This window comes from Bacillus sp. NMTD17 (assembly GCF_002998735.1).
Lineage (GTDB): Bacteria > Bacillota > Bacilli > Bacillales > Bacillaceae > Bacillus.
Genome location: NZ_PVRH01000002.1, coordinates 685,927 through 710,312, shown reverse-complemented (window position 1 = coordinate 710,312; position 24,386 = coordinate 685,927). Strand labels below are relative to the sequence as shown.

General features: G+C 41.3%; 26 protein-coding genes and 1 pseudogene. 17 read left to right on the top strand and 10 right to left on the bottom strand.

Annotated elements, in window-relative coordinates:
• The first annotated feature begins 42 nt into the window (after window positions 1–42).
• Window positions 43–1,326 carry a M48 family metallopeptidase gene (locus C6347_RS08745; RefSeq protein WP_034663538.1) on the top strand — a complete coding sequence of 428 codons (1,284 nt, stop codon included), beginning with the start codon at window positions 43–45 and terminating at the stop codon, window positions 1,324–1,326.
• Window positions 1,327–1,369: 43 nt separating this feature from the next.
• On the opposite strand, the gene C6347_RS08740 is transcribed toward C6347_RS08745, so the two are convergent.
• From C6347_RS08740 to C6347_RS08725, 5 genes and pseudogenes are all read right to left on the bottom strand, one after another.
• Window positions 1,370–2,515 carry a serine alkaline protease SapB gene (locus C6347_RS08740; RefSeq protein WP_106048745.1) on the bottom strand — a complete coding sequence of 382 codons (1,146 nt, stop codon included), beginning with the start codon at window positions 2,513–2,515 and terminating at the stop codon, window positions 1,370–1,372.
• A gap of 387 nt (window positions 2,516–2,902) precedes the next feature.
• A complete protein-coding gene (locus tag C6347_RS08735) occupies window positions 2,903–3,487 on the bottom strand; it encodes a histidine phosphatase family protein (RefSeq protein ID WP_066031078.1) in 585 nt (194 codons plus the stop codon).
• A 61-nt stretch (window positions 3,488–3,548) separates the two neighbouring features.
• On the bottom strand, window positions 3,549–4,064 hold the full coding sequence (locus tag C6347_RS19705; RefSeq protein ID WP_407707228.1) for a methyl-accepting chemotaxis protein: 516 nt from the start codon (window positions 4,062–4,064) through the stop codon (window positions 3,549–3,551).
• A 240-nt stretch (window positions 4,065–4,304) separates the two neighbouring features.
• A pseudogene (locus C6347_RS19700) lies at window positions 4,305–4,844 on the bottom strand (protoglobin family protein); the annotation flags it as partial.
• 91 nt (window positions 4,845–4,935) lie between these two features.
• Entirely contained in the window at window positions 4,936–6,468 is a 1,533-nt protein-coding gene (locus C6347_RS08725; protein ID WP_106071585.1) for an FAD-dependent oxidoreductase, read from the bottom strand.
• Between the two features lie 145 nt (window positions 6,469–6,613).
• Between C6347_RS08725 and C6347_RS08720 the strand changes: the two genes are divergently transcribed.
• Window positions 6,614–7,474, top strand: a complete 861-nt coding sequence (locus C6347_RS08720; RefSeq protein ID WP_106061818.1) for an SDR family oxidoreductase — start codon at window positions 6,614–6,616, stop codon at window positions 7,472–7,474.
• 56 nt (window positions 7,475–7,530) lie between these two features.
• On the opposite strand, the gene C6347_RS08715 is transcribed toward C6347_RS08720, so the two are convergent.
• Window positions 7,531–7,767, bottom strand: coding sequence for an IDEAL domain-containing protein (locus tag C6347_RS08715; RefSeq protein WP_060595937.1), 237 nt, complete (start codon window positions 7,765–7,767; stop codon window positions 7,531–7,533).
• Between the two features lie 289 nt (window positions 7,768–8,056).
• Between C6347_RS08715 and C6347_RS08710 the strand changes: the two genes are divergently transcribed.
• The 3 genes from C6347_RS08710 to C6347_RS08700 all read left to right on the top strand — a co-directional run bounded on the left by C6347_RS08710 (window position 8,057) and on the right by C6347_RS08700 (window position 10,747).
• Window positions 8,057–8,635: a competence protein ComK gene (locus C6347_RS08710; protein ID WP_060595938.1), complete on the top strand. Its 579-nt coding sequence runs from the start codon at window positions 8,057–8,059 to the stop codon at window positions 8,633–8,635.
• 168 nt (window positions 8,636–8,803) lie between these two features.
• The gene (locus C6347_RS08705; protein WP_066031076.1) at window positions 8,804–9,910 is read left to right on the top strand and encodes a D-TA family PLP-dependent enzyme; all 1,107 of its coding nucleotides are present in this window, start codon (window positions 8,804–8,806) and stop codon (window positions 9,908–9,910) included.
• Window positions 9,911–10,264: 354 nt separating this feature from the next.
• Window positions 10,265–10,747 (top strand): hypothetical protein, encoded by a 483-nt coding sequence (locus C6347_RS08700; RefSeq protein ID WP_066031075.1) that lies wholly within the window; start codon window positions 10,265–10,267, stop codon window positions 10,745–10,747.
• A 32-nt stretch (window positions 10,748–10,779) separates the two neighbouring features.
• Here C6347_RS08700 and pdxR read toward each other — a convergent pair whose 3' ends face one another.
• Window positions 10,780–12,219 carry a MocR-like pyridoxine biosynthesis transcription factor PdxR gene (gene pdxR / locus C6347_RS08695; protein WP_106036674.1) on the bottom strand — a complete coding sequence of 480 codons (1,440 nt, stop codon included), beginning with the start codon at window positions 12,217–12,219 and terminating at the stop codon, window positions 10,780–10,782.
• 145 nt (window positions 12,220–12,364) lie between these two features.
• On the opposite strand from pdxR, the gene C6347_RS08690 reads away from it, so the two are divergent.
• The 7 genes from C6347_RS08690 (at window position 12,365) to C6347_RS08660 (ending at window position 18,743) form a co-directional block, all read left to right on the top strand.
• Window positions 12,365–13,534 carry an MFS transporter gene (locus tag C6347_RS08690; RefSeq protein WP_106036675.1) on the top strand — a complete coding sequence of 390 codons (1,170 nt, stop codon included), beginning with the start codon at window positions 12,365–12,367 and terminating at the stop codon, window positions 13,532–13,534.
• A 64-nt stretch (window positions 13,535–13,598) separates the two neighbouring features.
• Window positions 13,599–13,874 carry a barstar family protein gene (locus C6347_RS08685; protein ID WP_060595943.1) on the top strand — a complete coding sequence of 92 codons (276 nt, stop codon included), beginning with the start codon at window positions 13,599–13,601 and terminating at the stop codon, window positions 13,872–13,874.
• A gap of 165 nt (window positions 13,875–14,039) precedes the next feature.
• Window positions 14,040–14,990 (top strand): ABC transporter permease, encoded by a 951-nt coding sequence (locus tag C6347_RS08680; RefSeq protein WP_066031073.1) that lies wholly within the window; start codon window positions 14,040–14,042, stop codon window positions 14,988–14,990.
• A complete protein-coding gene (locus tag C6347_RS08675) occupies window positions 14,983–15,933 on the top strand; it encodes an iron chelate uptake ABC transporter family permease subunit (RefSeq protein ID WP_106071584.1) in 951 nt (316 codons plus the stop codon). Before C6347_RS08680 ends, C6347_RS08675 begins: the two co-directional genes overlap by 8 nt.
• The gene (locus C6347_RS08670; RefSeq protein WP_106071583.1) at window positions 15,924–16,682 is read left to right on the top strand and encodes an iron ABC transporter ATP-binding protein; all 759 of its coding nucleotides are present in this window, start codon (window positions 15,924–15,926) and stop codon (window positions 16,680–16,682) included. The genes C6347_RS08675 and C6347_RS08670 overlap by 10 nt, the downstream gene beginning before the upstream one ends.
• Before the next feature lie 22 nt (window positions 16,683–16,704).
• On the top strand, window positions 16,705–17,649 hold the full coding sequence (locus tag C6347_RS08665; protein WP_095284990.1) for a siderophore ABC transporter substrate-binding protein: 945 nt from the start codon (window positions 16,705–16,707) through the stop codon (window positions 17,647–17,649).
• 137 nt (window positions 17,650–17,786) lie between these two features.
• Window positions 17,787–18,743: an LCP family protein gene (locus C6347_RS08660; protein ID WP_106036676.1), complete on the top strand. Its 957-nt coding sequence runs from the start codon at window positions 17,787–17,789 to the stop codon at window positions 18,741–18,743.
• A gap of 68 nt (window positions 18,744–18,811) precedes the next feature.
• Here C6347_RS08660 and C6347_RS08655 read toward each other — a convergent pair whose 3' ends face one another.
• Complete coding sequence (locus tag C6347_RS08655; protein WP_060595947.1) at window positions 18,812–19,174, bottom strand: YhjD family protein; 363 nt, start codon at window positions 19,172–19,174, stop codon at window positions 18,812–18,814.
• A 156-nt stretch (window positions 19,175–19,330) separates the two neighbouring features.
• Here C6347_RS08655 and C6347_RS08650 point away from each other — a divergent pair, with 156 nt between their 5' ends.
• Both C6347_RS08650 and lepB read left to right on the top strand, forming a co-directional pair.
• On the top strand, window positions 19,331–19,948 hold the full coding sequence (locus tag C6347_RS08650; RefSeq protein WP_034663493.1) for a TVP38/TMEM64 family protein: 618 nt from the start codon (window positions 19,331–19,333) through the stop codon (window positions 19,946–19,948).
• Entirely contained in the window at window positions 19,948–20,460 is a 513-nt protein-coding gene (gene lepB, locus C6347_RS08645; RefSeq protein ID WP_034663490.1) for a signal peptidase I, read from the top strand. The genes C6347_RS08650 and lepB overlap by 1 nt, the downstream gene beginning before the upstream one ends.
• Before the next feature lie 34 nt (window positions 20,461–20,494).
• Here lepB and C6347_RS08640 read toward each other — a convergent pair whose 3' ends face one another.
• Entirely contained in the window at window positions 20,495–21,640 is a 1,146-nt protein-coding gene (locus C6347_RS08640; RefSeq protein ID WP_060595948.1) for an AbrB family transcriptional regulator, read from the bottom strand.
• 266 nt (window positions 21,641–21,906) lie between these two features.
• On the opposite strand from C6347_RS08640, the gene C6347_RS08635 reads away from it, so the two are divergent.
• From C6347_RS08635 to C6347_RS08625, 3 genes are read left to right on the top strand one after another with little or no spacing between them, the layout of a single operon-like run.
• Window positions 21,907–22,329 carry a BlaI/MecI/CopY family transcriptional regulator gene (locus tag C6347_RS08635; protein ID WP_024425495.1) on the top strand — a complete coding sequence of 141 codons (423 nt, stop codon included), beginning with the start codon at window positions 21,907–21,909 and terminating at the stop codon, window positions 22,327–22,329.
• Window positions 22,322–23,161 (top strand): M56 family metallopeptidase, encoded by an 840-nt coding sequence (locus C6347_RS08630; protein WP_060595949.1) that lies wholly within the window; start codon window positions 22,322–22,324, stop codon window positions 23,159–23,161. The genes C6347_RS08635 and C6347_RS08630 overlap by 8 nt, the downstream gene beginning before the upstream one ends.
• Window positions 23,162–23,218: 57 nt before the next feature.
• Entirely contained in the window at window positions 23,219–23,629 is a 411-nt protein-coding gene (locus C6347_RS08625; protein ID WP_034663477.1) for a DoxX family protein, read from the top strand.
• Window positions 23,630–23,825: 196 nt separating this feature from the next.
• On the opposite strand, the gene C6347_RS08620 is transcribed toward C6347_RS08625, so the two are convergent.
• Window positions 23,826–24,272 carry a ferritin-like domain-containing protein gene (locus C6347_RS08620; RefSeq protein ID WP_034663474.1) on the bottom strand — a complete coding sequence of 149 codons (447 nt, stop codon included), beginning with the start codon at window positions 24,270–24,272 and terminating at the stop codon, window positions 23,826–23,828.
• Window positions 24,273–24,386 lie beyond the last annotated feature (114 nt).

Here is a 24,386-nt window from a genome sequence, read left to right as displayed (position 1 = left end):
GGTTGATTAGAATAGAGAGAGGGATGGAAAGGAGGCTGACCAGTGCGAGTACGTAAATGGGTAGCTCTTGCAACGGTAGCTTACATATTGTACGGTCTTTTTATTTATTCTTATTTGTTTCTATTTGGGGATTCATCGGTTCCTGAAAGTGTAAAAGGAACAAGTGCAGATCCGCATACCTTTATGACAAGCCATGAACTTGTCATCAGCGAGAATTTCTCGAACATACGTAATCTGCTGTATTTCATGACAATTCCATTAGATTGGTATGTTTTTTTTCTTCTGCTCATTTCAGGGTTTTCACGAAAAATAGCAGACTGGAGCCTGGCAGCAGCTCGTTTCACATTTTTAAGCAAACTTGTATATGTGTTTGTGTTGTCGCTTTTGACAATGCTGATTTCATTGCCCATTAAGTGGATTGGCTATCAGCTGTCTTTGCACTACGGAGTATCTGCTCAAAGTACGGCAAGCTGGTTTAAAGATCAAATACTGGATTTCTGGATTCAATATCCACTTCTTGCCCTATGTGCTATTGTATTCTTTTGGCTCATTCAAAAAAGAAGAAAGCGTTGGTGGCTGTATGCTTGGTGTTTGACAGTCCCCTTCACGCTATTTCTCTTCTTTATACAGCCGGTCGTCATTGATCCGTTATATAACAATTTTTATCCACTAAAGGATCAAGCTCTTGAGAACAAGATCTTAACGCTTGCAGACAAAGCACATATCCCGGCAGATCATGTATATGAGGTCAATATGTCTGAGAAAACGAATACAATGAATGCTTATGTCACAGGGATTGGTGAAAATAAGCGTATTGTGTTATGGGATACGACACTGCAAAAGCTGAAAGATCGCGAAATTTTATTTATTATGGCACATGAAATGGGACATTACGTCATGAAGCATGTCTATATAGGATTAGCAGGATATCTAGTGCTGTCACTTGCCGGATTTTTTGCGATTGACCGTCTCTATTTTTATTTTTATCAAAAGGGAGCAGTTCCATTTCGGCTGAGGGTGTCAAACGACATCGCTGCTCTTCCGCTTCTTCTCATTATCGTATCGATGCTGTCATTTGCAGCTTCACCTTTTACAAATGCAGTTTCAAGACATCAAGAACGAGCAGCTGACGAATATGCGGTAAACCTGACAAAAGACGGAGAGGCAGGGGTGACGTCTTTTCAAAAGCTTGCAAAATCAGGGCTGTCTCAGGTGAATCCACCGCTTTTAGTGAAGGTCTTCCGCTATGGACACCCAACCATGATGGAGAGAATCATGGAGATGGAAAATGCAGCGGAAAAAGAGGAAACGTCGAGGAAGCAATAAATAAAAAAACCGGCTGGATCAGCCGGATTTTTTTCGCGCTTGTTTAGTTAGAAGCCGCTTGAGCGTTGATTAACCCTTTGCCGTAATAGAAGGAGTTACCAAGCGGTGTTGCCGTGTTTTCTAAGCGCTGGCGAACCTGTGAATTTGATAGGTTCGGATTTTTAGAAAGAATAAGCGCTGCTGCTCCTGCTACATGAGGAGACGCCATAGAAGTTCCAGTATAAGATGTGTATCCACTGCTTGGTACTGTACTTAAAATAGAAGTACCAGGTGCAGAAACATCTAATTCAGGACCTGCGCTGGAAGACGAGTTTCTGACATTGCTGCTGTTTACATTGGCAACGGCAATTGTAGAATCATATTTTGCTGGATAGCCAACTGTACTTGTAGAGCCAGTGGAACCTGAATTACCTGCGGCCGCCACAACAACGACTCCGCGGTTATTTGCTGTATCAACGGCATTTTTAAGCGCTGTTGAACCGTTTGGTCCACCTAAGCTCATATTGATGACATCCATGTTATTGGCTACAGCCCATTCAATACCGCTAATGATCCAGCTGTATTGTCCGTCGCCATTGCGGTCTAATACTTTAACAGCATATAGGGAAGCACTTGGAGCGACCCCAAGAACACCAATTGTGTTATCAAGGGCAGCAATGGTTCCGGCTACGTGAGTTCCATGTGATTGAAAGTCTTGGGTGGCATTTGGCTCTGAAGGGACGAAGCTGGCACCGCCTGCAACATTTAAGTCAGGATGTGCAGCGTGGATTCCAGTATCAAGGACAGCTACTTTGACATTAGAACCTTTATAACCTTGAGCGTGTACAGCTGGAGCTTTGATTTGAGGGATTCCATAAGGGACGGTTTGTGCATATGCTTCTGCTTTGTGGTCTTCTTCTACGTAAGCAATGCTAGGGTCATGTTCAAGTTTTTTTGCGGCTTGTTCGGACATCTTTACTTGTGCGGCATTAATAAGACGATATTGCTTTTCTAGTTTTCCGCCATTTTGAGTGACGGCTTGTTTCTTAGAGCTGTTTGTGGTGGCAGAGGCTTTAAAGCCAACAATATAGCTCTTTTCACTATCTGACTTTGAGACCGTCTCGGCATTTGCCATGGAGCCTCCAAACCCTGCTGAAAACAGAAGAGGGACAGCCAATATAACACTTGTCATTACATTTTTCTTTTTCACGCACAATCCACATCCCTTTTTTCTTATTTCAGAATAATCATTCGTAGTCTATAAGAATGATTCGTTTGATTATTCTGTATATTCAGTTTAAGGGAAGTAGGCAAATAAGAGTAGACCCGAATTTTTGTGAAAGTCCTAGCGAAAATTGGGGAATTAAGTCACTTGGAAACGTTGGGAAAATATGTTTGTTCTACTGTTTCAGCGGTTATCTATTAAAAAGGAAGTGTGCTTTTTTTCTTATGATCCATTTTCGGACAAATATTCGATACCCGAAAAGCCTTAAAATAGGTAGAAACGTCTAGCATCTATTTCGAATTTCGATATAAAAAAATATTATTTTATTTTGTTTTTGTCGTTTAAAAAGAACCTGTTACAATAACAGGTTCTTTAAGAAGGGGAGGATTGAGTTAAATGGCTGACCACGTTGTAATCAAGGACCTTCCATTCACCATCTTTCCATTCCACATAATTTAAGCAAGCATTGACAAGTCTCGTGTTCTCTAGACCCAGATGTTCATCCGCTAAGGTGGTAAGTAAAGCATGGATAGCAGCGCCGTGTGCCACGATCAGGACTTGTTGATTTGGATAGGCTGCTCTGACTTTCTCAATGCCTTCTACCATTCGATCTTGAATCGCCTCAAGCGGCTCCATGTTTGGATACTGTTTATCTGGAAACAGCTTTTGGCGCTCCTCAAGCGACATGCCTTCAGCGTCACCATAATCACGTTCAATGAAATCATCCATGATGACAAGAGGCGCATCTACATGTTTTAAAATCAAGTGAGCCGTTTCTTTTGCCCTTGTGAGTGGACTGGAAATGACAACATCCCAATGGACATTCTTTAAGTAAAGTCCCGTTTGTTCAGCCTGCCATTTACCAGTGTCGTTTAAAGGGATATCTGTTCGTCCTTGAATTCGTTTCGCTGCATTCCAATCTGTTTCCCCGTGTCTGACTAGGCAAATTGTTGTCAAGCAAATCCCGCCTTTTCTATCTTTTCTTCTATTATACTAAAGCAGAAAAAAAAAGACTGGATCAGCGATTTGTGAGACTTGTTAAGGATTCGACTGAGCTGGCAACTTGGGACACCGTTTGTTTGACTTCCTTCAATTCGTTAAGGAAGGTTTGAAGGTCGATTTCAATTTTTCCATTTTGGTTTTTACTTAAGTTCATGCTGCTGACGATATCATCGAAGAGCGAATTGATTTGAGTCATTTTTTCTTTACTGTCTGTCACGAGTAAATTCACGTCCCCAATGTGCTGAGACACAATGGAGATTTGTGAATTGGTATTGTTGACGAGTTCAGACACGGTTGAAACCGTTTTCTTTGTGTCCTCTGACAATTTACGAACCTCGTTTGCGACGACAGCAAAGCCTTTACCATGTTCACCAGCTCGTGCAGATTCGATTGAGGCATTTAAAGATAACAAATTCGTCTGCTCTGCAATGCCTGTGACAATCCCAAAGATTTGTTCAATCTGTTTGGCGATTTCTTCTAAACGCTTAATTTCTGTTTCAATCTTTGTCATGCTGCCATCAATTTGGTTCATTTGTGTTTGTTGAATTTCTAATTCTTTTTTACCGCCGATCGATTTTTCCTCGACCTGTGCTGAAATTTGCGTTCCAGCTTGCGACATGTCCGCCATCTCATCAGATTTTGATACAAGCTTGTCCACTGCATTTGTTGTGTTTGAGAAGAGAGAAGCAAGCGAATTTGATGTTTCTGTGATTTTTGTATGAAGCTCCTGCTGCTGCTGTTCTGCTTCATCACGAATTTTAGAATATTCATTTTGGAATGTATCCAGGACAAGCTGCTGCTCTAAATTTAAGATTTTCGTCGTCGCTTTGACTGCTGTCTGATATTCTTTGAAATCTTGGATATGCTGAGCAAATAAATCCATAATCGATAGCAGAAGATCCTGGAATGCTGCCATATACCATTTAGGCTGGAGGCCAATCCGTAAATGAACTTGCGCAATTTTAATTCGTTTTGCCACATAGGCTTCATCAACCACACCTGCAAACATTTCACTAATATGAATGCGGAGTGTTTTTTTCAAACGTTCGACAGAACTATTATCTTGAATGATATGCATCAAGGAAGATTCGACTTCTAAATTTTTATAAAATTTATCAACGATATGTGCAATATCCTCCTGAACAATTGGATTGAGCTGTTTTAGAATAAAGAGGTCATGCTGCGTCAGGTCTATCATTTTGATTTGTTTCGCGATATCCGTATTGTTTAAAAAGTTGATTCGTTTTATCCCATCATCCTGCTGTGTGAAAAAAGCAGTGTTTTTTCTTTTCGTCTCTTTTTTAAATAACAATGTTTTGGTCCCCCCATAATCATCACAAATTATCAGACTTTATATTATTTATCGGATAATATTGGATTTTTTAAAGGGAATCAGTAAAATTTTACTGTTCTTTATAAGACCTTTTTAGTGGTTTCTTTGCTGGGCCTTCTACTACCTCTCCAGTAATGGAAAAACGTGAGCCGTGACACGGGCAATCCCAAGTGCGGTCGCTATTATTCCAAGCGACTTCACAGCCTAGGTGAGTACACGTTGTATCCACAAGAAAGATATTCCCGTCCTCTGATTTAAAGGCGCCGCATTTTTTATGTTCGTAAGATACAATACCGCCTTCACCTGGCTTTAAATCATCAATTGTTTGATCGGTTCGTTTTAATTTACCACTGATCAGCTTGGCAGCGACATTGCTGTTTTCTTTAATAAAATCTTTGACGAAAGAGTCAGAAACAGGTCTTGATGGCGTAAAAATCGATTCGTATGGATTCGATTTTCCCTCAATCAAATCACCGATAAGAGTGGCTGCGACATGGCTTGTCGTCATGCCCCATTTTCTAAAACCGGTTGCAACGAAGATATTTTGGTGGTGTTTGGTCAGGCGGCCAATGTAAGGGATTTGATCCATTGTGACCATATCGTGTGTCGACCAGCGATACAGCACCTCTTCAATTCCAAGGGTGGCGTCTCCAAACCTTTCTAATCCTTCATAGTGAGCAGATTCAACCACGCCTTGTCCAGTTTTATGGCCTTCTCCTCCGATGAGAACCACTTCCTCACCATGCCATTCTGCGGTTCTTAAAGAATGAGCAGGCTGGTCGATTCCTAAATACATCCCGTCTGGAAGCGGCTTCGTTGTTTTGGCTGCTACCACATAAGATTGTTCTGGGTGAATTCGTGTGAAATAAAGTCCTTTCCCGTCATAAAAAGGGAAGTGCGAACAGGAAATGATATAGCGTCCTGTCAGGTGATGTCCGTCTTGTGTGACGACAGCAGGCCGGTTTCCTTCTTTCACGTCAACAGCAGTTGTCTGTTCATAAATATTTACACCTCGCTCTAGGAGCTGGTCGATTAGTGCATTTAGATAATGAAGGGGATGAAACTGTGCCTGCTGCGTCATTGCTAGGGCAGCTTTGATGTCAGCATCAAAAGGAAGCGCTGTTTTCCATTCTCGGTCAATCCCAAGCTGTTTGTAGGCATCTAATTCCTTCTTTAACTTTTTTACACCGCTTTCTTCCTTTGTATAAAGGTAAGCATCTTTTATCTCTAGCTGACAATCGATGTCGTACTCTTTGACACGAGCTTGAATCAGCTCTTTTGCTTTCTCGTTTGCTTCTACATACAATCGAGCTTTGGGCATGCCAATTTGCTGAATCAGCTCATGGTAGTACACATCGTGCTGTGAGGTAATCTTAGCTGTCGTATGTCCGGTCGTACCTTGCAGCAGTTGATCGGCATCAATGATGATGACATCCAGCCCGCGCTCTGTCATTTCAAACGCAGTAGCGATACCGGTAATGCCGCCGCCAACAATGATGACATCTGCTGTGAGATCCTCATGTACAGCAGGAAAAGAATGCTTCCGACTTTCTGCTATCCATAACGATTTTGCCTGTTCCGATCCTTTATGTTCTTGCTCCATATTGTCGCCTCCAGTTAGTGACTTGTTGTGTATAATTTTTCCACAATGATGAAAATCATACATTCGTAAGGAAACTAGTTTGACATACATAAAAAAATAGCCAACACATAAAAATAAACAAGATAAAAGGAAGGAGTGGACAGACGTGTCAACAAAGCAGCCGAAGAAAACATTGCCGCCTCAGCATCAAAATGAACGTCCAGGTCTGGAATATAAAATGAACCCTAGACCTGTTTTTGATCGAGAGGTGCCGGATAAAAAGTTAGCAGGGAAAACAGCCATTGTGACAGGTGGAGACAGCGGGATCGGAAGAGCAGTCTCGGTCTTGTTTGCGAAGGAAGGAGCCAATGTCGCCATTGTTTACTTGAGTGAACACCGCGATGCAGAGGAAACGAAGGACTATATTGAAAAGGCGGGAGGCCGCGCCATTTTAATTGCAGGTGATTTAGGAGATGAGGCGTTTTCAAACGAGGTCGTCAAAAAAACGAAAGATGTTTTCGGTTCCATCGATATTTTGGTGAACAACGCCGGGGAACAGCATCCGCAAAAAAGCATTGAACAGATTACCTCGCATCAGCTTCTTCGAACATTTCAAACGAATATTTTTGCCATGTTTTATTTAACAAAAGCGGTTCTTCCTCATTTAAAGAAAGGAAGCAGTATCATTAATACCACATCTGTTACAGCCTATAAAGGGCATGAAACCTTGATCGACTATTCATCTACAAAAGGGGCAGTCGTGACATTTACGAGATCATTATCTTTATCGCTCATTAAACAGGGGATCAGAGTGAATGGGGTAGCCCCAGGGCCTATTTGGACACCGCTCATTCCATCGACCTTTACGGAAAAGGAAGTCTCAGAATTTGGCGGAGATGTTCCAATGGAACGTCCTGGTGAGCCAGTAGAGCTTGCGCCGAGCTATTTGTTTTTAGCGAGCGAAGACTCCTCTTATATGAATGGACAAATCCTGCATGTAAATGGCGGAACCATTTTAAATGGATAAACAAAAAACTTGCGGTAAAGAGACGAGTTGCTGTCTCTTTGCCGCAAGTAAAATCATCATGATTGATGTAAGCAGTGTTCTGCATATTGAGCTGACAGGTCGTTGAATCGCTTTACATCACGCTGATCCAGCGCCTTATCAATCTCTTCTCTAAGGAAGGTTAAGCGCTGTTTATAAAGCGCCTCATCTAAAACCATTTGAATATAGATGTCTAAAATAGTGACGCCGTTTTCTTCGGTTTTTTGGGTGTTGCGGGACTTCATGAGCTCAGCATACGTTTTTTTCTCTTTCATAAAGAATCCCCCCGATGCCTTTTTTATAGTATATGGATTGGCGGAGAAAAAATCAACAAGAATTTATAATTTTTAGACAATTTATTTTTGAGCGAAATCGACATCTCTTGTCCGATCGACAGGATGTGATATATCATTAAAAAAGGCTTTTCGATAGATCGAATGGACTAAAAAATACGATAAAAAGATGATTTTTAATAAATTTTGAAAAAATCCTGTCGTTTCTTATATGTTGGTGATAGATTAATAGTATCTAAAATAACCAAAAATTAACACAGGAGGAAATGAAGTGTCAGGAATTAGTGAAACACCTTTAGATTCATACGTCATTAATCAAACAACAATGGCGATCCTTCCGGTTGAAGAAGGAAAAAGAGTATATTCAAAAGTCATAGAAAGAGAGACAAGCTTTTACGTTGAATTAAAGCCCCTGCAAATTATTGAACGCAGTTGCAGATTCTTCGGCTCAAGCTATGCGGGCAGAAAAGCGGGAACATATGAAGTAACAGGAATATCTCACAAGCCTCCAATTGTGATTGACTCATCCAATCATTTGTATTTCTTCCCAACCTATTCATCCAACCGTCCTCAGTGCGGCTGGATCTCCCACAAATACATTCATACCTTCCAGGAATCATCCCTCGGAGACACGGTGGTCATCTTTACAAATGAGCAAACCGTCGAACTCGATGTCTCATATAAATCATTTGAGAGTCAGGTGCACAGAACAGCGTATCTCCGAACGAAATTTCAAGATCGCCTTGATGGAGGTCTTCCTAAAAAACAAGAATTTATGCTGTATCCAAAGGAACAACAGCTCAACCTTGTATACGATTTTATATTAAGGGAGCTTCGGAACAGATATTAACTAAAACCAGCGGCAGGACAGCCGCTGGACTCCTTATGAAGCGAGGGTTTAGCATATCGTCTTTCTTTCTCGAAGAAAAAAACATTGATAATTATATAAAAAATTATATAATTCAACTATAACGTATAAAAATTTATATAACGAGCAGCAGTGAAAGGGGATATGATAATGACTTATGATGAACTAGATACACCGGCGCTATTAATTGATAAACGGGTAATGATGGAGAATCTAGCTGCTATGCAGCAGTATGCGGACCGTCAGCAAGTCAAACTGCGTCCTCATACGAAAACACATAAAACACCTAGTCTTGCGAAGGTGCAGGAGGAGATGGGCGCATCTGGCTTAACTGTAGCGAAAGTAGGAGAAGCGGAAGTAATGGCGGCGCATGGGCTGACAGATATCTTTATCGCCAATCAAATTGTAGGCGAGACAAAGCTCAAGCGAATTCGAAAGCTGGCAGAGTCGATACAAATTTCATTTGGAATAGATTGTGTAGAGCATGTGCATCAAATTGAACATGTCTTTCGTGGAGCAGAGAAAAAAGCGGAGGTTCTAATTGAGATAGAAGTTGGAGAAGAAAGATCTGGTGTCATTGAAGAGAGTGATTTCCGTCAAATCTTGCAGGCGATTCAAACATGTGACTTCGTTCATTTAAAGGGGATTTTTTCTCATGATGGACATACATATAAGGCGGAAAGTAAAGCGCATTGTCACACATTATACGAAGACGCTGTGAATCGCACGCTTCAGTTTGCACAGATTGCGAAAGAAACAGGCATGCTGCTAGAGGTAGTGAGCATAGGATCAACACCGCCGTTCTTATTTCAATTTGATATTCCAAAGGGAGTCACCGAAATCAGACCAGGCACTTACATCTTCATGGATGCCTCTCAATCCAATGTGATCGGCACTTTTTCACATTGTGCGGCAGCTGTGCTGACGACGGTGATCAGTAAGCCAACAAAGGCCCGTGTCATTACAGATGTTGGAGCCAAAGGGCTCACGGCTCAAACCCGTACAAAAGGGCTGACGAAAACAAAAGGACTAGGCAAAGTAAAAGACTATGATGATGTATTTGTTTCAAGTGTATTTGATGAGCATGCCATCATCTATCACGAAGGCTTCCGTCAGACTGTCCAGATCGGTGAGAAGGTGCAAATCATTCCAAATCATATTTGTCCCGCTGTCAATCTCCATGAAAAAGCATATCTCATTCAAGATGGTGAAGTAGTCGAAGAGCTTGAGATTGCTTGTAAAGGTAAACTTCAATAAATCAACAGGATGTATAATTTAAGACTTGGAAAATACAAGGCGACTTCGTTTGGCATCATCATGATGACACGAACGAAGTATTTCTTTTCATTAGAAAACATCCACCATGAACTTATTGAAACCAAATCCATATATCCAGTCGTCTATTAAGTGTATCGGTAGACTGTCAACCAAATGACAGGAAAATGTGGATCCTTAGACGTATTTTCATCCATTTACTCATAAATCGCAGAAGTGACACGAGCCGTCTGTTACAATAAAAGAAATCATTTCTTGCAAAGTGTTCGTATGTGGTAAAGGATACTCCTATTTTGACCGATATGAACGAATGGGAATAAGAAATGGAGGCTCTGTATGAAAAAACAATCGCATTTGATGCTGCTATTCACCTTGACAGTGATATTACTAGCAGCCTGTCAGCAAGCAGGTCAATCGCCTTCAAAACAAGACACAAAAGAAGCTGCGTATGAACAATGGGTTCAGCGTTATATGGATGAGTTAAATGAAGCTTATGAAAACATGACCGACCAATTTATTTCAGATGGACATGGAAAGATCCAAGTAAATAAAAAATTGAAAAAAGCGACGAAAGCCTTTGATCGTGTGATTCAAAAGGGGCTTGCTCATCAAGAAGTTCCAGCCGCTTATCAAAAGGCGGATCAACAATTAAAGACAGGTCTTCATTCATTTGAAAAAGGAATCGGTCAGGTGGAGCAGCTATTAAAGCACCCAGGTCAAGAAAAGCTGTTTATTTCCGCTACCCATCATCTGCAAGATGGATTGCAGCAGACAGCTGCATTTATTGAAGAAGTAGGCCGCATTCAGCAATCAACGTAAAAAAGCTTGGAAGGCGGACTTCCAGGCTTTTTTTACATATAAAGTATTTGCTTTAAGCGGCGGACACCCTCTTGAATCATGTTTTCGTCCGTACAGGCGAAGCCTAGCAGTAATCCCTTTCGATTGCTCTCAAAACAATAAGGACTTAATGGATAAATGCCAACGCCCGCTGCTTTGGCTGCTTCAATACTGCCTTTTTCGTCAAAGTCTGGCGCTCCTTCTAAAAAGACATGAAGACCCGTATCGGTTCCATAGATATGAAAGTGCTTGTCAAAGTGTTGTGTCAAAAGGGCATCCATCATAGCAGCCTGTCTTTTTTTATACAGCTGTCTCATTCGCCTGACATATCGCGTGAATTCTCCTTCTCTGAAAAAAGAAGCGAGTGTGATCTGTTCCATAATGGGCAGCTGTCTTTGAATGAGTGATTGCAGGGAAGCGATTTCTTTTATGACCGCTTTGGAGCCGATAATGGCAGCAAGGCGGATGCCGGGTGTCAGCACCTTGGAGAAGCTTAAGATGTAAATCACATGGTCGGGTGCTTCTGAAAATAATGAAGGAAGCGGTCCGCCATGATAACGATAATCTCCATCAAAATCATCCTCTAGTATATAAGACTGATGGCTGACAGCAAATTTCAGCAGCTGCTGCCTTCTGTTGACACTCATACATACACCGGTTGGACGCTGATGGGAGGGCGTCACCGCAATCAGCTTTGTTTGCCGTGGCAATGTATTCACCATGATTCCTTCTTCATCGACGGGTGCGGGATAAATGTTCATTTCACGATGCATAAATGAAAGCCTTGCCCCAGGAAAGCCTGGATCTTCAACAGCTACTGTATCTCCTTTTTTAAGCAATACCTGTGAAATCAAATCAATGGCTTGCTGCGTGCCACCTGTTAACACCATTTGATCTTCTTCTACATCGATTCCGCGTTCTACAGATAAGTATTGGCGTATTTCTGCACGTACTTCCCATAATCCGTGCGGGGAGGAATAGCCCCAATCTTTCATATCTAATCGCTGTAATGCTTTCGTGAGCGACCGTTTCCATATATTTTGAAAATGTTCATCGATGGCTGGCTCCTGATGTCGAAAATCAATATCGAGTTTCTCATGAAATTGATTGGCCGACAGCCAGTGGTCCATTTGTTTCTCCGCCTCTTGAAAGTGTGGTCTTACCGGAAGAGGGAAAGGCGGCTCACTTTGATGGGGAGTGGAGGCTGCATAGTGGTCACTCGAAATGACCTTTGTACCGCCTCTTCTAGATGTGCTGACATATCCTCTTGCCAGCAGTTCATCATAGGCAAGCTGTATAGTTGATCTTGATACATTGAGCTCCTGTGCTAATACCCGTGTTGGTGTTAACTGATCGTCAGGATTCAGTTTTTGTGAATGAATTTGTTGAATGATCCCAGTCACGATTTGCTGCCAGAGCGGGGTTGTACTTGAGCGGTCTAAATAAATATACATCGGACACCTTCTCTCATTGTCACATATAACTTGATGATGACACGGAATTATGGAGTGGTCAATAGCATCATTTTTGGATATAGGAAGTAAGCCAAAAGGTGTGTACACTGTTCTCATATGCTTATGACATAGAGGAGAGAGTCAAATGATCCCTGCATCTAAAGAAGAAACAGCACACCTATCCATCATTCCATTTATATTCGTTTTATTTGGTCTTTTTATGATTACGACCGCAGTGAATCTGCAAGTGCCCCTTTATACGTTGTATGCGGAACAAGCAGGGTACGGAAAGGCGGATACAGCACTTGTATTTGCTGCATATGTCTTCGGACTGATTCCAGTCTTGCTTTTTCTTGGTGGCATATCTGATCGGGCTGGACGCAAACCGGTTTTATTGGTCGCGCTAAGCTTTTCGTTATGTGCTACCCTATTGATGATCGTGCACCCTACCATACAAATGCTCTTTGCAGCCCGGCTGCTGCAAGGGGTGGGGCTTGGTCTGAGTGTTGGCACATGCACCGCTTATTTGATTGCTTTATATCCAGAAAAATCAAGCTGGATTCCAACTTTTATTGCGTTATGCAGTTCGGTTGGCTTTGGGGGCGGTGCTCTTTTTACGGCACTGCTTTCTTTTCAGCGTATGTCGCTTGCGCCTCTTAGCTATTGGATTGTGCTGGGCCTTTTAATCCTAACCATCGTGGGTGTCTTCTTTTTCGTTCCGCCTGTACAAGGAGATTCAGGTAAACCGATGATGAACATGCCAACATTTCCAAAAGGAACAATGCCGGCGAATGCAGCGATTGCCATCGCGTGGTCGGTGTGCGGCCTCGTCATTTCGGTTTTGCCAGCACAGCTTAAATTGAATGGATATGAATTATGGGTAGGGCCGGCACTCTTTTTGATTAATATGGCAGGTGTCCTGATGCAGCCTTTTGTTCGCAAGATGAATAGCACAGTAGCGCTCTTTGCCGGGTTTATCTGTCTTCCATGCGGATACGGCCTTTTGCTATTTGGAGCAAATAGCGGGTCCATCTTTCTTGTGCTTGCCGGAACGATGCTTGCGGGTACTGCCTGCTATGGATTTACTTATTTAGGTGGTCTTCAGCTTATTGTCGAACGGGGGAAAAAGGAGGCAGCTAGAGCCGTTGCAGGGTTTTACTTGTTTGCCTATTTAGGCCTGGGTATTCCGAGTGTTTTTATCGGTCTTTTTGCTGATCTGTACGGGACCCAGATGGTGTTAACCGTCTTTTTCTTGGTCGTTTTGGCTGCTTGTCTCATCCTTTTGATCTCAAGTGTCAGACAGAAACAAAAGTGAGGAGTCCCGCTTTCTCTTTTTCCTTCTGTTCGTTTAAAATAAAGGCATGAGAGGGGAAGATGACATGAAAAAAGTGCAGCTGGACGGCGCATCGTGCAGGTCGCAAGAAGAGCTTCATGACCAACTAAAAACAGTTTTACACCTTCCTGACTATTACGGGAAAAATCTTGATGCCCTATGGGACTGTTTGACAGGAGAAGTAAATCTTCCAATAGAGCTGACATGGGTAAATTTTGAAACGAGCAAAGACGCTCTTGGCGAGTATGCAGAAAGCGTAAGGCAGTTATTTCAAGAAGCAGAAGAGGAATTGAAAGGACAATTTCAAGTGAGCATTCAATAATGGTGAAAAACCAGCCGCTGCCGCAGGCTGTTTTTTCATGAGTTTCCGTCTTTCTCAATCTGCTATTGAATATTTTACTAGATATGATAATATATGAACTGTCGCTTAATTGATAATGATAATCATTTTTAGCGGAAAGAGCTTGATAGAAAGAGAGAAACCAGTATGAAGTTGTATCAATTAAGTTTATTATTTGTATGTTTGGCATGTGTATCACTGTTTGTCGGTGTACAGGATCTGTCCATTTTACAGATGTTTCATTTAACAGATGAACAATTACATACGTTAGTTTCAAGTCGCATCCCGCGTCTCATGAGTATTGTGCTTGCTGGCATGAGCCTTAGTTTATGCGGCTTTATTATGCAAAGCATGACGAGGAATAAATTTGTTTCACCAACCACTGCAGGAACGATGGATTGGGCGAAGCTTGGTATTTTAGCAGCAATGCTTGTTTTTACACATGCGAGCCCGCTCATGAAAATGGGAATCGCGTTTCTATTTACTTTAGCTGGGAATCTTCTTTTCTTAAAAATCCTGCGGCATATTAAGGTGAACGATACGATCTATGTACCGTTAGTCGGCTTAATGTTTGGCGGGATTGTCAGTTCAATATCTACGTTTATAGCCTATAAATATGATCTGATCCAAAACGTATCTGCATGGCTTCAAGGGGATTTTTCTCTTATTGTTCAGGGGCGTTATGAACTGCTCTATGTGAGTGTTCCACTATTGATCATCGCGTATTTATATGCTGACCGCTTTACAGTGGCGGGTATGGGTGAGAGCTTTGCCATCAACTTAGGTTTAACGTATAAACGTGTGATGGCGGTTGGTTTGGTGATCGTTTCGATGATTACATCTGTCACCATATTAACTGTCGGAATGTTGCCATTCCTAGGCTTAATCATTCCGAATATTGTATCGATCTACCGCGGCGATCACTTGAAAAAGAGCCTTCCGCATACAGCCTTACTAGGAGCCATTTTTGTTCTGATTTGTGATGTGCTCGGAAGGGTGATCATTTATCCATATGAAATTTCAGTTGGGCTCATGGTAGGCATCGTCGGAAGTGCGATCTTCCTGTACATGTTATTAAGGAGGAAACGCTATGCATAAGAAACGTACATTATGCCTGATTGCAGCCATTGCAGCCGTGCTGATCGTGATTTTCATTACCTTTCAAATGGGGTACTGGCCGTACACAGTGCCAAGTCGTTTAAAGAAAGTGCTGGCGATGACATTGACGGGAGGCGCGATTGCCTTTTCATCTGTTGTCTTCCAAACCTTGACCAACAATCGAATCTTAACGCCGAGCATACTAGGTTTAGACGCACTGTACTTGTTTTTGCAAACAGCGATTATTTATCTGTTTGGCTCGACCAATTTTATGATCGTCAATAAAAACCTGAATTTTTTCCTTTGCGTTGGGCTGATGATTCTATTTTCTGTGCTGTTATATACGGTGATGTTCAAACGCAAAAATAAACACATTTTCTTGCTTCTGCTTGTTGGTATTGTCTTTGGGACATTGTTCAAAAGCCTTTCTTCTTTTATGGAAGTGCTGATTGATCCAAATGAATACCAGGTCGTACAAGATAAATCCTTTGCAAGCTTTAATCACATGAACACAGATATCTTACTCATTGCTTCTGTTTTATTTGCGGCGCTGTGCCTTTACATTTGGACATTCCGCTCCAAATTAGATGTCATGTCACTTGGGAAGGAGCATGCGGTGAATCTGGGAATTGACTATGACAGCATCACAAAAAAGATGCTGATCGTGATAGCCGTTCTTGTGTCCATCGCAACAGCACTTGTCGGACCGATTACGTTCCTTGGCTTACTCGTCGTGAACGTCGCACGAGAGCTCTTTCGGACGTACCGGCATACATACTTGCTGCTAGGCTCTTTTTTCATCAGTGTGATTGCCCTTGTAGGCGGGGAGTTTCTTGTAGAAAAGGTATTTACTTTTCAAACGCCGCTGAGTGTCCTGATTGATTTAGTAGGCGGATTGTATTTTATTTACTTACTTTTAAAGGAGAGTCGTTCATGGTCGTAATGAAGGGAGTCAGTAAGACATATAACGGAAAAACAGTGCTTCACAAAACAACTGTCAGTGTGAAAAAAGGACAGCTGACCTCTCTCATTGGTCCAAATGGTGCGGGTAAGAGCACGCTTTTGTCCATCATGAGCCGCTTGATTCAGCCAGACACAGGTGCAGCTTATTTACAGGACAAACCATATAGCGCGTATCCTCCGCAGGAGCTAGCGAAAAAGATGAGCATTTTAAAGCAGGCCAATCACATGAGTGTGCGCCTGACCGTACGGGAGCTTGTCAGCTTTGGCCGTTTTCCTTACTCACAGGGCCAGCTGACAAAAGAAGATGAGAAGATGATCGATTTGTCTCTTCAATACATGAGGCTTGCCGATATCCAGCATCAATATGTAGATGAACTGAGCGGCGGACAAAGGCAAAGAGCCTTTATTGCGATGGTGCTGGCTCAGGATACGGATTATATTTTCTTAGATGAGCCTTTAAACAACTTGGATATGAATCATTCTGTTGAGATGATGAAGCTATTTAAGCAGCTCGTCAAAGATCTTGGGAAAACAATTGTTGTGGTTCTCCATGATATTAACTTTGCATCTGTGTATTCCGATCATATCGTCGCTTTAAAAGATGGACAGGTGATCAAAGAAGGCGGAGTAGAAGAAGTGATTCAAACAGATGCACTTGAACAAATTTATGACATGCGCATACCGATTGAAGTCATTCACGGTGAGCGTATTTGCTTATATTTTTCTTGAAAAAATGAAGAGGTGATCAAGTATGAAAAAATGGATTTGGATGATGACTGTATTAACAGCGATTGTTGTACTCGCTGCCTGCGGGAACCAAGGAAAAACAGAAGGAACAAAAGAGGAAACCGTCACGGTAAAAGACATGCTCAATAAAGACGGCGTGAAGATCAAGAAAAACCCGAAAAAAGTCGTCGTGTTTGATATGGGAAGTCTTGATACGCTGGACAAACTAGGTGTGGATGTGACAGCTTTACCAAAACAAGTCGTGCCTAAATATTTATCCAAATATGAAGGTGACAAATATGAGAATGTCGGCGGTTTAAAAGAGCCGAACTTCGAAAAAATTGCAGAGTTAGATCCTGATTTGATCATTATCCAGAACCGTCAATCAGATGCATTCGATGAATTTTCTAAAATTGCTCCTACGATTTTGATGGATGTAGACACTGCCAACTATATGGAATCATTTAAAAAGAATGCCACGACGTTAGGGGAAATTTTTGATAAGGAAGACGAAGTCAAAAAAGAACTAGCAGCCATTGATCAAAAAGTAGATGCATTAAAGAAACAGGCAAAAGAGTTGAAACAGAATGGTTTAATGATCATGGCCAACGACAGTAAAATGACAGCCTTTGGTGCTAAGTCAAGATACGGACTCATCCATGATGTGTTTGGTATCACGCCGGCAGATCAAAAGCTTGAGCCATCTGACAAACACGGACAAAGCATTTCATATGAGTACATGGTCAAAACGAATCCGGATTACTTATTTGTCATTGATCGAGGCGCAGCGATCGGAGAAGAAACTTCTGCGAAACAGCTTGTTGAAAATGATTATGTGAAATCAGTCAAAGCGGTCAAAAACAACCATGTGGTGTATTTGAACTCTGACATGTGGTATTTATCTGGCGGCGGCCTTGAATCATTGACTGCCATGATTGATGAAGTAAAACAAGGAATTGACCAAAAATAATGGAAGAAAAGCTGCTCATACTGAGTGGCTTTTTTATTGTATTCATAAAAATATGTTGCGTGCAGGAAACTTTCATCAAAATATGTTATAGTGGAACCTACATTGATAGACTAAGATAGAGTGAGGGTTCGGAAAGGATGAAGGAAAAAACAAGATCAAAAAGAAGGCTGAGACCTTGGGTGAAAGCCGTGCTGTTTATCATGGCTTTTGTCATGGTGATGGCAGTGTCCGTGACAGGATATGCTTACTATAAAATTTCAAAAGCGTCGGATAAGGCGCAAGTGTCATTAGAAAGAGGAGACACCTCGCAAAAGCGTGTGAAAGCTTTTGATCCAGGAAAAGACAGCTTCTCGGTGCTCTTGCTTGGAATTGACAGCCGTCCAGGTGAAACGGTAGACGAAGCAAGAAGTGATGCGGTCTTACTGGCGGCGGTGAACCGAACAGAGAAAACCATCAAGCTCCTCAGTATTCCTCGTGATTCTTATGTTGATATACCGGGAAGAGGATATGATAAAATCGCCCACGCCCATGCGTTTGGGAGTGCAGATTTGTCAGTCAAAACGGTCGAAAACTTGCTGAACATTCCTGTAGATTATGTGATTTCAGGGAACTTTAAGGCGTTTCAAGACATTGTGGATGAGTTAAATGGAATTGACGTCACGATTGAAGATGAAGGTATCGCAAAACAAATGGAAAAGGATTCAAAGGGAAAAGTTCATGTGCAGACAGGCGCCCATACATTAAATGGTGAAGAAGCATTAGCCTTTGTGAGAACGAGAAAGGCAGACAGTGACCTCATGCGCGGAAAGCGCCAAATGGAAGCACTTCAAGCCATCTTTGAAAAATCTAAATCCATTTCTTCGATCCCGTCATATGACAACATCATTGATACACTTGGTGATAATGTTTCAACCAATCTGTCCATGAAGCAGTTTATCGGTCTTTTCCCGTTATTGAGCTCATTGAAATCAGTGGATACCATTCAGCTGAAGGGCCATGATTATCAGCCTGGGAATGTGTATTACTTTGAGTTAGATGGCGCTGGATTAGACGAAGTGAGAACAGAGCTGAGAGAACAGCTTGAATTATCATAAATAAGTAGGAGCCTGCCGCTGTGGCAGGCTTTTTGCTTTGAATGGGTAAGCGCGACAATGAAGCAAATTCAGTTCGCTTGATGAAGAAAATACTGAGTCAGCAGTTCCTCTACCCGGTGGCGTATACGTGGATTAAAGTATTTATGCTTTTCTTCATAGCCATCTATGATAAATAGATAAGTTGTAAATCCTTCATCGTGTTCAATTTGCTGTACCTTCATTTTTTCTTTACGTAAATGCTGCTTCAGTTCATAAAGTGCTTTCTGTGCTTCCTTTAAGGCAGAGGTCACAAGCTGAATGTATGGTTCATTTAGTTTAAATGTTTGATGTTGTTTTAAGTGAGTCAAATCACGATTGAGGATGGAGATGACCATTGGAAGAAAGATGGCCTGTTCCATCATCTGAAGCTGTATTCTTGATAGTCTCGTCATGTCCAAGCCTGCTTTCTTTATTTATGGAACACCTGTTCTTATTTATTATATCGGATGAGTCAACCAATCTCAAGGGGGCAGGGGGGATTCATTTGTATATTTTTATGTTTTCCATGTAAAATGAAAAGTAGACAAACCTTGAAGGAGTCAAAGAAGTTGACATCATTTCTTTCCCTATTTACTCATGAAAATATCACATCATTTTTTGAAAGCTACAAGGCCTTTGGACCGATTGTGGCCATATTGCTACCCTTAATAGAAGCATTTCTTCCGTTTTTACCACTCGTTGCGTTTGCTGTAGCGAATGCAAATGCATTTGGCCTTTGGGAAGGCTTTTTATTGACCTGGATTGGCGCAAGTGCAGGGTCTATTCTTGTCTTTTTGCTGATCAGAAAATTTGGACAGATGAGAATGCTCAACTTTATCAGTAGGCATCCTTCCATTAAAAAATTGATGCTTTGGGTGGAGAAGCGAGGGTTTGGTCCGTTATTTATTTTACTTTGCTTTCCTTTCACGCCCTCTGCTGCTGTCAATGTTGTAGCGGGTTTATCAAGAATTAGCTTTTGGCAATTCTCATTAGCTGCTTTATCTGGCAAGTGTGTCATGCTTTTTATCATTAGTTTTATTGGCTATGATCTTTCTGCTTTAGTTAAGAATCCGTTAAGAAGTGTTTTTGCGGTTCTAGTTATCGCGTTATTATGGTATGTTGGAAAGAGAGTAGAAAATAGGTTGAACATTCGAATGAGCAAGCGTGAGGACAAAGGAGGCTCTTAATGAAAAAGAAGCCATTGCTATGGTTGATGATTATTACAGGCATCGTCTTATTGTTCCAAGTAAAGAATTTCATGTTTGTCACGTACAAAGTAGAAGGGGTTAGTATGGACCCAACTTTTACAGATGGAACAGAATTATTAATCAATAAGTTCTCGCCAAAACTCACGAAAATTAGCCGGTTTGATTATGTGTTATTTCACGGACCTAAAAATCAAATCTTGATCAAACGGGTCATTGGACTCCCAGGAGAAACGATCAAGTATGAAGATGATCAGTTATTTGTCGATGGTGAAAAAAAGAAGGAACCTTATTTAAAAGAGCAGAAAAAACATAAAATGGGGAACGTCCTGACAGGAGATTTTCAGCTGAAAGCCATCACAGGAGACGATAAAATCAAAAACAATCATTACTTTGTGGTTGGAGATAACCGAATACATAGCTTTGACAGCCGGCATTTTGGCACCATTTCAAAGGATCAAGTCGTCGGTGTCAAAAGGAATACCAGCGAATAAAAAAGGCGCTCTGCATATGCAAAGCGTCTCTTTTTTATTTTGCGGCTTTATAATCAGGCTGCCTTTTTGCCCAGACATGATGTAAGAACCGGAAAAACGGTGGCAGCATTGCAATGACGAGAATAATTCTGACGACTTGTACAGCCACAACAAAGGTAGAATCCTCGTGAAGTGTGACCGCTGTTGTTGCCATCTCTGCAATACCGCCAGGCGAAAAGGCAAGAATGGCTGTAATGACAGAAATGCCTGTAATCTCAGCAATGGCAATAGAGCTGAGGACAGTCGCAGCAATTAGCCCGGCTGAGCTGACGACAGCCACAATGAGAGTGTTTTTTAGTCCAACAAACATCTGTTTATTCATTTTTGATCCGATGGTTGCACCTAGAAATACTTGAGACGCAATGTTCGCTTGTGCCGGCCAATAAGGAATCAAATCATAACCTATGAGTGCGCCCGCACCAACTTGAAGAGCTGCGACGCCTAGCATGCTGCCGATCAGCCAAGGGGCAGGGAAATGAAGACGAACTGCCAGGCGTGACATGAGCCAGGCACCTAAAATAAGTGCAGCGGTCCAAGAGATGTTTGACAGGGTGAAAACGCCCGAAGAGAAGGCACTTCCTTGCGTAGCTACAACCGCATCCGCTTCGTTTTTTGTATTTAAATAAAACACTGTAAAAGGGATAGTGAGTACAACCATTAATACACGTATCGTTTGCACGAGACTCACAACAGCTGTATTTGCTCCCACCTCTTGGGCAATCCCCGGCATAGCGGATAAACCGCCGGGGGCAGTTCCGACAAAGCTTGTCAGCATATCTGTTTTGCTCAGCTTCCATAAGACAAAGCCTGAGAGCATCGCCAGTAGAATAGAAAAGACGAGCATGAAACTCACAGGGAGCCAATTTTCAGCGAAAATGTGAAGGACCTTCATATTCATTTTCTGTCCGAGTTCGATTCCGAGAATGAATTGACCAAGGAGCAGCCATCTGCTGTGAATACGTAAGGTGCTGGTTCCTTTACGCTGAAACAGGGTGGGGCGGCGCATGGCAATAAAAGCTGCTGTGATTAATGTACCAACCATCCAGCCAATAGACATTCCTGTTAAAGACAAAAGAAATCCACCTAAACCGCTTATCGCAATCAGAATGAGATCGGTTCGAAGGCTGTTTCCTTGTTTCATCACATGTAAACCTTCTTCCTATATGTTTGTTCAGTAAGTGAAATGTTGTTATCTTCACTATAATACAAAAGTCTCTATAAATAAAATACGATTTTTTTTACCATTTTCATAAGATTATCTTATCAATAAATGGTTAGCAAATTCTTATAAAGAAAGAAATAATTTTTACCAAAAGCAAAGTCAATATACAACGATTTTCCCCTATTTATCTTATCAGTTGACTATCATTTTCAATTACACTACAATGCTTAGTGTGGGGTGATAACATGAAAATTCCTTCTTTTAAATATAATGAAAAGGGATTGAATCGTTTTTTTGGTCCTTTAGAGGGAAGAATTATGGAGATCCTTTATCAAGGTGAGGATATGCCGATTAAAGAGGTGCAGCAGAAGCTGTCAGATGAAAAGCCGATTAATTTCAACACGGTGATGACTGTGCTGAACCGCTTAACCGAAAAAGGAATTGTGGAGAAAAAAACAAAAGGGCGCTCATCTATTTATAATCCCATTTTAACAAAAGAAGAATTTCTAAATGAGCAAACAAAATGGATTACGCAAGGATTGATGGACGATTTCGGTCCATTGGCAGTGAATCATATGGTGGATGCGATTGAAAGTGCTGATCCTGAATTACTCAAAGTTCTAGAAGCAAGGCTAGCATCTAAAAAAGAGGAGCAGCAAAATGAATAAAATGAAGTCGAGTCTGCTGTTTTTAGGCGGTATATTGATTGGTTTAGCCATTTTTTATCAGATGGGGTATTACGTGCTTTCAAGCTTTTTTGGCTGGAACCAAGCATATAACCTGATCCATGTATGCCAGTCCGTGCTCGAATTTTATGGATTCACTCCTTTAAAGTATTTTCTAGATGCCTTAGTCCTCTACACATTGGGATTTGCAATTTTCTATATGGCAAAGCAAATCAGCAAGTACATTCAATTCAAACGACATATGATGTTGGCAGTCGAACAACAGTCAACCGAATCTCTGTCAGAGAAATATCAAAACGATATCATTGTGTTTCACTGTCAAGAACCGCTTGCCTTTGCAATGGGGATGCTTCACCCAAAGGTTTATTTATCAACAGCCCTCATGGACATGCTGGATAAAGAGGAAATTGACGCTGTTGTTCATCATGAATTGCATCACAAATACAGCTATGATCCCTTAAAAGCTTTCATGTTCTCAATGCTCACAAAAGTCATTTGGTACATTCCAGTGTTAAAGCATATGAGACAAAGCTACTCTGTTTTTCGCGAAGTGATTGCAGATGACTATGCCATTCAGCAGACAGGTACTGAGCTTGGAGTAGGGCAGGCCCTTTTGAAACTGATTAAAAAGAAAACCCAGTTTCAAAAACAAACAAAGTTTGCGGTGTCCTTTGGAGATCGGGCATTGAATTTAAGAATACAAAAAATCTTAAATCCAACTTACAATATTCCTTTTAATGTACCAATTATTCCAATTGTCACATCAGCCATTCTGATGGTGGTCTTAATGATTATGCTCAACTTAAATTACTAATTTTTTTTACTTATTAACATTACATTATGTAGTGTAAAAACAGGAGGAATTCACTATATGAAAACGAATCAAGAAATAGGAACACTTTTTGTACGCGTTATTTTAGGTATTATTTTCTTTTTACATGGACTTCAGGCATATCAAGGAGGACTGGGAGGAACAGCAGCATTCTTTGGGCAAATCGGTTTACCCGAATTTATGGCCTATATTGTCAAGACAATTGAGCTAGTCGGGGGTATCGCTTTGATTTTAGGTCTAGGAACACGTATTTTCGCAGCATTATTTGTACCAATTATGGCTGTAGCGATTATTACTGTTGGTTTTTCTAAAGGATTTGTTGGCGGTTATGAATTTGAACTTTCGCTGCTCGTCATGGCGCTTTATTTAACACTTAGCGGCAGTAAGCTGCTGTCAATTGATGGGGTTCTCAAGCATCAGCAGCAAAGCAATGAAGCAAAATTTCATTAAAAGATCGTGAAAAAACTCCTTCTGCATTTGTGGCAGAGGAGTTTTTTTAATGGTCAAATTCTCATTTTCTCGTTTGAAAATGAGGAAGGGATGTGAGACTTTGCTGCATTTAGCGCTAACTTTGACATATTGAAGGAACGAAAAATCGATTTCATTTTTTGACGGAACATACGATCTCCTATTAAAATAGGACTATCTAAGACACATGGTGCGTTAAAAGGTATAAAAACCATACAGCATGCTGCTGTTCATCTTGAGCGATACGTTTCATTAGCTCTTTTGTTCCTTGGTCACGGACATAGTCTGATACGCTTAAGTAAAAATCGACCGTTTTTTGTTCATCTTTAAAGGCAAACATAAGTCCTTCTCTGAATTGTTCTGGACAAGGTTCTGTTACGCTTGGTTTGTGGTTTCTACCTGTTAAAGAATAATATAGCTTTGAAAATAGTTGATAGTGTCTGACTTCATCCTGACGTATTTCTTGAATGACCTTTTTCGCCTCAGGGTTTTTTGCTTTTTGGGCAAGTTTTTCGTAGCATTGGATCGCAGAATATTCACCATTGATCGCCTTCTCAAGGTCTGAAATGATCCTTGTGTTTTGGCGCATGTCATATGGCGAGTAGTCATAGTAATCGTAATACATGATATTGCCAGCCTCCTTTTTGTTCATGATGGTTTATGATATGAAAAGAGTGAGGAAAGGTGCCTATGTTATTTCAATCAGATAGGAGAACGGGAACGTGATAGGAAAATAGCT